We start from the raw sequence: 397 nt of genomic DNA on the forward strand, positions 1-397 counted from the left end.
GGTGGTCACCGTCCATCTGAAGGGGCAGTGGCACCTTCGAATGCAAGGTGAAGCGTGTCAGATCGTGCCGCGTCACGGCGTGCTTGCCGCGGGGGCCCCGCTCCGGGGACGAAGTGAGCAACTGCGTGCCATACCGGGCAACCGCGGGGGTGGACATCCGGGTGAGACCGAAGAGATCGAGTCCCGTGTCGAAAGACGCCCGGGGCGAGGCGTAGATGGGGCGGTTGCCGAGGAACGTCCACGGCGAGGTGTTCGAGACTATGGACAGCACCAGGTCCTCGACCGGCTCCTCGTCCACGAGGTCCAGCGTGATCATCCCGTTGCGGCGGTGCGGGTCGCCCAGCAGCTGACGCACCACCTGGCGCATGTAGAGGGCGTGCGTCGACCTCCGGCCCCG

At 67.8% G+C, this 397-nt stretch carries 1 pseudogene; it reads right to left on the reverse strand.

The features are described from left to right. Positions 1 to 397 (reverse strand): annotated as a pseudogene (locus LPA54_RS41180) (diacylglycerol kinase family lipid kinase); the annotation flags it as partial.

The organism is Streptomyces sp. DH12, from assembly GCF_020873895.1.
GTDB lineage: Bacteria > Actinomycetota > Actinomycetes > Streptomycetales > Streptomycetaceae > Streptomyces.